Source organism: Argonema antarcticum A004/B2, from assembly GCF_023333585.1.
Classification (GTDB): domain Bacteria; phylum Cyanobacteriota; class Cyanobacteriia; order Cyanobacteriales; family Aerosakkonemataceae; genus Argonema; species Argonema antarcticum.
The window spans coordinates 21,329-28,222 of sequence record NZ_JAIQZN010000093.1 but is presented as its reverse complement, the minus strand read 5'-3'; the positions used below and the strand labels follow the sequence as shown (position 1 = coordinate 28,222).

Below are 6,894 nucleotides of genomic sequence, written 5' to 3'. Positions count from 1 at the left end.
GAAGGAATTAATAATAAATTAAAATTGTTAAAACGTTGTGGATTTGGATTTAGAAATTTTAATAATTTTGAAATACGGGCTTTACTTTTATGGCATTTTCATAACATTTTAGCACACTAAGTACGGAAGAGCCGTCCTTTCGTGCATCAGTAGTGACGTGGGGTATAAACCCATTGCTTTTTCTCACCTTGCTGAATAATCCGAGTTTTACTCGATCCAATCAAAATGACGGTTCGCATATCAGCATCTTCAACTGCCAATTGTTCTAGCAATTTCACTGTCACCGTTTGCCCTTTCCGCCCTAAATTATGCGCTAGAATAACAGGAGTTTGGGGCGATCGCCATTGTAACAAAATCTCTTTTGCCTTCTCCAGTTGCCAAGTCCGTTGTTTAGAAACAGGATTGTAGAAAGCGATCGCCAAATCTGCTTTAGCTGCCAACTCAATCCGCTGGGAAATCACTTCCCAAGACTTGAGAATATCTGATAGCGAAATCGCACAAAAATCATGTCCTAAAGGTGCGCCAACACTCGCCGCTGCCGCTTGCATCGCCGAAATCCCCGGACATACTTGAATATCGATCGCTTCCCATTCCGGTTTTGCCTTTTTTTCCAATACCTCAAACACTGCCGATGCCATTGCATAAATTCCCGGATCGCCAGAAGACACTAACACAACAGATCGCCCCTGCGCGGCTAAATCTAAAGCCATTTCAGCGCGATCGAGTTCCACCCGATTATCAGATTCATGGCGAACAATCTCCGGTTTCCGCAGCGATTCTACCAAATCTAAATAAGTTTTATAACCCACCCAATCGGTTGCTTTTTCCAGCAATTCTCGGACTTCGGGAGACATCCAATTAATTGCTCCTGGTCCCGTCCCCACAATTGCTAATTTACCTTGACTCAGAAACCTGGTTTCCAAGTCGCCGACAGAAACCAGGTTTCTCCCATCAAACTGATAAACCAAACGATCTGGACTAGGTTTCGCCAATTCTAGGTTATTTTTTTCGATAATCTCAATCGTCAGGTTTCCCTCTGGTGAAATCGCTAACTGACTATTTTGCAACCAATCAGCTTCACCAATTAATTTAACCTTTGCCCCTGCTAACAAATCAGAAATAAATGTCTTGGCATCATCAGGATTAACTAACTGATAACCCGATGGCGGCGATAATAAGGCAGTTCTAAATCTAATATCGCCAGTGGTTGTAATAGCCGGGGAAACTTGCAACAGTTCGGCAATTTGACGAGCGAGATCGTTAACACCTTGTAAACCTCCCAATAAAGGCACCACGGCACTTCCATCTTCCGCGATCGCCAAGACAGGGGGTTCCTGCCACTTATTTGTTAATAAAGGTGCTAAAGTGCGAATCAAAATTCCCGCCGCACAAATCCCAATAATTGGCGTTCCTGTCTGGAAAAATTCTCGCACCGTTTCGCCAAAATTAGCATAAGTAAAATCAGCCGACTGGGTGCGACTCTCTAAGCCATACAATGCTGCTTCCGGGAGTGCAATTTGAATTTGACGAGCAACGGGAATACTGGTTTCTGTCAAAATAACAATGACTGGTGGTTTCATTGGGGCTGAGTTTTGCTAGGAATCAGAATTAATGCCCAGTAGGTAGCCGCTGCTGGATCGACTTCGGTAATGGGAATAATCTGTTGATTGGGCAAGGTGGCGCGTTCGATGTAAAGGGCGCGATCCAACAACCCTAATTCATCAAGAATCTGGCGAACTTTGGCGAAATGTCTGCCTAATTTAATAATCGCCGCAGCATCGACAACGGCAAGGCGATCGCGCAATATTTCAGCCTCTAATGTAGCAGGCATGATGCTGAATACATCATTACGATAAGTAATAGGAACGCCCAGCATAGCCGCACTTGCCATCACCGAAGAAATTCCCGGTACTACTTCAATCAAAAACCGCTCAGATAAGCGATTAAAGATGTACATAAAAGTGCCATACAGCATCGGATCGCCTACACACAAAACCGCCACATCTCGCCCTGCACTCAGATGTTCGGCAATATTTTCTGCGGCAATATCGTAATAGGGTTGAGAACTTCGCTCTACACTAAAAGGTAATGGCATCGGAATTTCAATCTGATGCGGAAGAATAAACTCAGCGACGATCGCCCGTGCGAAAACTTTGCCATTTTCTAAGGTGGGATAAGCAATCACCGGAACAGTTGTCAAAATCCGGTGTGCTTTTAGCGTCAGCAATTCGGGATCGCCAGGGCCAATTCCTAATCCGTAAAGTTTTCCTAATTGAGTCATAATTCATTCTCTTTTGCTAACGCATTTACTGCTGCTGCCGCGATCGCACTTCCACCCCTATGCCCGTGCAGGGTGATAAATGGTACTCCGCGACTATTTGACGCTAATTCTATTTTTGATTCTGCTGCCCCCACAAATCCAACGGGAAAGCCTAGAATCAGTGCGGGTTTTGGTACACTTTCATCTAGCAATTCTAGTAAACGAAAAAGTGCTGTAGGTGCATTGCCAATTGCTACTACTGCTCCTTCTAAATCGGGTCGCCATAATGCCAAAGCAGCCGCCGATCGTGTATTATTAATTTGACGTGCGATCTCTGGAACTTCTGGATTATTCAGAGTACAAATAATGTGATTATTTTTGGGCAAACGAGCCTTGGTAATCCCATTAGCTACCATCTGAGAATCACAGAGAATTGATGCACCCTCAGAGAGGGCATTTCGTCCGGCTTTCACCGCATCGGCTGACGCTTCTAACTCTTGTACAATATCTGTCATGCCACAGGAGTGAATTAGACGAACCGCAATATGAGCTAAATCATCGGATAGATTTTCTAAGTTAGTTTCGGCGCGAATAATCGCAAAAGATTTCCGATAAATCTCGTCGCCATTACGAATGTATTCGCTCATATCAATTGCCTTCTTCCAAGATTTATTGATGGATTCTCAACCCCATTAGGCTGACGCAAAAATTGTTCTATCATGAATGGAATATCCGCAAAACTTCCCTCGAAAATTTGATATTTTAACGACTCTTTCTCGTCGCCAACATAGACTTGATAGCCTTCAACTCTTTCGCCATTTTGCTCAATTGTAGTTCCCAAAAGCGTAATTTCTGCCGGACTCGCTTGAGCGCAGGATTTAGCACAACCTGTCAAATGAATATTGACAGGAGACTTCAAGGTTAAGCGATCGTTCAGATAATCTGCCAATATTAAAGCATGAATTTGAGTTTGAGTTGCCGCTGCTGCACACCCTGGTTTGCCAGCACAGGCAACAATCGCCGCATCTGATCGACTAGAGATCGATAATCCTAATGATGTCAATTTTGGCAACAAATCTGACACTTTTTCATTCTGGATATCCGGGAGTAAAATAGTCTGCCAAGGAGTTAATCGCAACTGACTGCTACCAAAAGTTTCAGACAGTTGCACTAATCCCAATAGTTGAGCCGCAGTCAATTGTCCTAATCTTAACCCTAAGCCAATATAAGATAATCCTGCTTGCTTTTGAGCATGAATCCCCAGATGAGAATAGGGTTGAGTTGTTAATGTTGGTAAAGGAGTAGAAACCCGGTTTATTTCAGAGAAACCGGATTTTTGGGCAGGATGCTCTAATTGCCAGTTAACTTGTTCGAGATATTTTTCTATTCCCCAATCTTTTAGCAAGTGTTTCATGCGGGTTTTTTTCCCATTTACAGATGGGTTTTGTTTGACATAATCCAGATAAACCGTTACTAGGGCTGCCACCACAGATAAACAATTTTCCGGCTCGATTACCAGGTTGGTATCATACAATTGTTTATCGCCTCCGAGTGCCAATCGGAAGTAAATCCCAGAAGTTAAATTTGGCTGATTTTCCAGGGCAATTGCTGATAGCTGAATTTCGTTATAGCGGTGTTCCCAGGCTATAGTCGAACGACTCCCAATTCCTACTGCACCACCACTATCAATCCCAATGCTAAATTTAGGACTAAGTTCGGCAATTGACGGATGATTTTGAATAAAATTATCCAATTTTTGTACTAATAGGCGAGGATCGATTAATTCTTGGCAGTCAATTCCGGCGGTGGGACTGCACATGATGTTACGCAGGTGATCGATCCGGGGATTAGAGGCGGCTAAACCTAATTTTTGTAAGGTTTGAAAGTCTTCTAAAGTGGGTGATTTTTGAACGGCACGAATTTGCAGATTTGCCCGATTAGTAACTTGTAGTTTACTATTCCACTGTTCGAGCAAAGTAGCGATCGCTTTTCCCTGTTGAGAATTGAGCCATCCACCAGGGGTGCGGATGCGAATTAAAAACCCATCTTGGGCAGGGGTTCCGTAAAATAACCCCGGACAAACATTCGGTTTAACTAACCAATTCACAGTTGTTTTTTCTCCATGCGACGCAGAGAAGTAGTGAGAAACAAGGTTTCTATCTACTCTTAAAAAGCTTGCAGTTGGCATTCTGACTAACAAGGTAAAAGGTAGAATGCAAAAGAAAGAATTTTGCTTTTTGCTTTTTGCTTTTGACTCGATTACAGCTGCGGCACAGTACCGGAATCGCACCGGACTTTCCCAATGGCAAGCTCAAGCAGTATAGCACAAGTGATGTGGCACAAACTCAATTTTCAAACTTTCTTTGGTCTGTGGGGTGCGTCAGACACGATAATTTTAGGTGAGGAGTGCTAATTTCAAGGTTCTGACGCACCCTACTTAATCTCAATTTTCGGCGGATAAGGGTTTCATGGAGAAATGGCTATCGATTGTAGGAATTGGCGAGGATGGGTTAGATGGGTTAAGTTCGGTGGGGCGAAGTCTCCTATCTCTCGCATCTGTTATTGTCGGCGGTGAACGTCATTTGGCGATGTTACCCCCAGAGGATCGGCGAGAAAAACTCTTCTGGACTTCTCCCATACATGACTCAGTTAATGAGATTATTCGCTGTCGCGGTCAAGCTGTCTGTGTTTTGGCCAGTGGCGATCCTATGTGCTATGGCATTGGCGTTACCCTCACTCGTCACATTCCTATTACCGAAATTACGATTATTCCATCTCCTTCTACTTTCAGTCTTGCCTGTAGTCGTTTGGGGTGGTCGCTGACAGAGGTGGAAACTCTAAGTTTATGCGGTCGCCCTCCGGCTTTGTTGAATGCGGTGCTTTATCCGGGTGCTAAATTGTTAGTATTGAGTGCCGATGCACAGACTCCGGCGATCGCAGCCCAAATTCTCACCGCTCAGGGCTTTGGCGATAGTCGCATCATCGTTTTAGAACGTCTAGGGGGAACGCGAGAACGCCAAATTGAAGGTATCGCCTCATCTTGGAATGCCACAGATGTCGCAGATTTGAATGCGATCGCCATTACCTGCATTTCCTCTTCACCCCTCACCCTCGCGCCTCGCCTCCCCGGACTTCCCGATATTGCCTATCACCACGACGGACAGTTGACAAAAAGAGAAGTTCGTGCTATTACTCTCACTGCATTGGCTCCTTTACCCGGACAACTGTTGTGGGATGTGGGGGCAGGTTGTGGTTCAATCGGTATTGAGTGGATGCGGAGCGATCGCCGTTGCCGGGGTATGGCGATCGAACATCATCCGACTAGATTACAATACATTGCCAATAATGCCACTGCCTTGGGAACTCCCCATCTCGAAATCGTAGCCGGAAAAGCACCGATCGCCCTCAAAGATTTACCTCAACCCGATGCTATTTTTATTGGTGGTGGTATCACTGTACCAGACTTATTTGAAACCTGTTGGTCAGCACTGCGATCGGGCGGTCGTCTTGTTGCCAATGCTGTGACAGTGGAAAGCGAATTGATGTTATTTCAGTGGCATAATAAATTAGGTGGAGAACTGATCCGCATTGGCATTCAAAGAGCCGAACCTGTGGGCAAGTTTTTAGGCTGGAAAGCAATGGCTCCAGTAACGCAGTGGACTGTGGTGAAGCCATAATCGTATGCTAGAAACCCGGTTTCTCAAAGAAACCGGGTTTCTGAATCAATACCTTCGCCATTTCTTTGCTTTGTTGGGCCCTTGCGCGAGCGAAACCCAACGCATTTGCCCTAGTTTCGTGCCTCAACCCAACCTACAAAGCTAGAAACCCGGTTTCTCAAAGAAACCGGGTTTCTGAATACTTATAACTTTTTCTCCAACCACTCTACGACACTTTTAAAATCAGCCACTTTTTCCCCTTCAGGAACAGATGGACGTTGCACCATCACCACTGGAATTCCTAACTCTCTTGCGGCGATCATTTTGGGATATGTGGCATCACCACCACTATTTTTACTGACGATCGCACCAATTTTATACTCTTGCAAAAGCGATCGCTCTGACTCCAAGGAAAAAGGCCCCCGTTCCAACAGTAATTTTCCCGGTGGTACTGGCACATCTGGTGCTGGTGGATCGATCATCCGCATCAAAAACCAGATATCTTTTAAATGTGTATAAATTGAGAGTTCTTGCCGACCAATGGTGAGAAATATCCGTTCCGCTAACCCAGGTAAAACATTCGCCGCTGCTTGATTACTTTCCACCTCAATCCAATTATCTCCCGGCACTTTTTCCCAAGCCGGACGAACTAACATTAATCGAGGAATATTAGATTCATCGGCAGCTTTAGCGGCATTAAAAGAAATTTGCGCGGCAAAGGGATGGGTGGCATCAATTAAAAAATCGATTCGTTCCTCGCGCAGATAGTCTGCTAACCCCGCTGCACCCCCAAAACCGCCGGTGCGGATAGAAACCCGGTTTCTCAAAGAAACCGGGTTTCTGAGAGTAACAGGTTGCTGAGTCCGACCGGCAAAAGACGCGATCGCATCCACACCCGGAATTTCCTCAATTTTAGCGGCTATTGCCGCCGCTTCTCCCGTTCCCCCTAAAATCAATACTCTTTTGTTATTAGTCATA

General features: G+C 45.0%; 7 protein-coding genes. 2 read left to right on the top strand and 5 right to left on the bottom strand.

Annotated elements, in window-relative coordinates; genetic code table 11:
• On the top strand, positions 1-120 hold a 120-nt coding region (locus tag LAY57_RS28475), incomplete at its 5' end, for a transposase (RefSeq protein WP_249070550.1).
• 26 nt (positions 121-146) lie between these two features.
• Here LAY57_RS28475 and cobJ read toward each other — a convergent pair.
• From cobJ to cobG, 4 genes are read right to left on the bottom strand one after another with little or no spacing between them, the layout of a single operon-like run.
• Positions 147-1,580, bottom strand: a complete 1,434-nt coding sequence (gene cobJ, locus LAY57_RS28470) for a precorrin-3B C(17)-methyltransferase (protein ID WP_249070545.1) — start codon at positions 1,578-1,580, stop codon at positions 147-149.
• The gene (gene cobI / locus LAY57_RS28465; protein WP_249070544.1) at positions 1,577-2,281 is read right to left on the bottom strand and encodes a precorrin-2 C(20)-methyltransferase; all 705 of its coding nucleotides are present in this window, start codon (positions 2,279-2,281) and stop codon (positions 1,577-1,579) included. Before cobI ends, cobJ begins: the two co-directional genes overlap by 4 nt.
• On the bottom strand, positions 2,278-2,907 hold the full coding sequence (locus LAY57_RS28460) for a precorrin-8X methylmutase (RefSeq protein WP_249070543.1): 630 nt from the start codon (positions 2,905-2,907) through the stop codon (positions 2,278-2,280). Before LAY57_RS28460 ends, cobI begins: the two co-directional genes overlap by 4 nt.
• On the bottom strand, positions 2,904-4,367 hold the full coding sequence (cobG, locus tag LAY57_RS28455) for a precorrin-3B synthase (RefSeq protein WP_249070542.1): 1,464 nt from the start codon (positions 4,365-4,367) through the stop codon (positions 2,904-2,906). The genes LAY57_RS28460 and cobG overlap by 4 nt, the downstream gene beginning before the upstream one ends.
• Before the next feature lie 361 nt (positions 4,368-4,728).
• On the opposite strand from cobG, the gene cbiE reads away from it, so the two are divergent.
• On the top strand, positions 4,729-5,937 hold the full coding sequence (cbiE, locus tag LAY57_RS28450) for a precorrin-6y C5,15-methyltransferase (decarboxylating) subunit CbiE (RefSeq protein ID WP_249070541.1): 1,209 nt from the start codon (positions 4,729-4,731) through the stop codon (positions 5,935-5,937).
• A 182-nt stretch (positions 5,938-6,119) separates the two neighbouring features.
• Here the strand turns inward: cbiE and LAY57_RS28445 are convergent, their stop codons facing one another.
• Positions 6,120-6,893 (bottom strand): cobalt-precorrin-6A reductase, encoded by a 774-nt coding sequence (locus LAY57_RS28445; protein ID WP_249070540.1) that lies wholly within the window; start codon positions 6,891-6,893, stop codon positions 6,120-6,122.
• Position 6,894: the final 1 nt, after the last annotated feature.

Bases quoted from the DNA above. Each gene is read 5' to 3' on its own strand.
- cobJ (WP_249070545.1), bottom strand. From the start codon at position 1,580: ATGAAACCACCAGTCATTGTTATTTTGACAGAAACCAGTATTCCCGTT.
- cobI (WP_249070544.1), bottom strand. From the start codon at position 2,281: ATGACTCAATTAGGAAAACTTTACGGATTAGGAATTGGCCCTGGCGAT.
- LAY57_RS28460 (WP_249070543.1), bottom strand. From the start codon at position 2,907: ATGAGCGAATACATTCGTAATGGCGACGAGATTTATCGGAAATCTTTT.
- cbiE (WP_249070541.1), top strand. From the start codon at position 4,729: ATGGAGAAATGGCTATCGATTGTAGGAATTGGCGAGGATGGGTTAGAT.
- LAY57_RS28445 (WP_249070540.1), bottom strand. From the start codon at position 6,893: ATGACTAATAACAAAAGAGTATTGATTTTAGGGGGAACGGGAGAAGCG.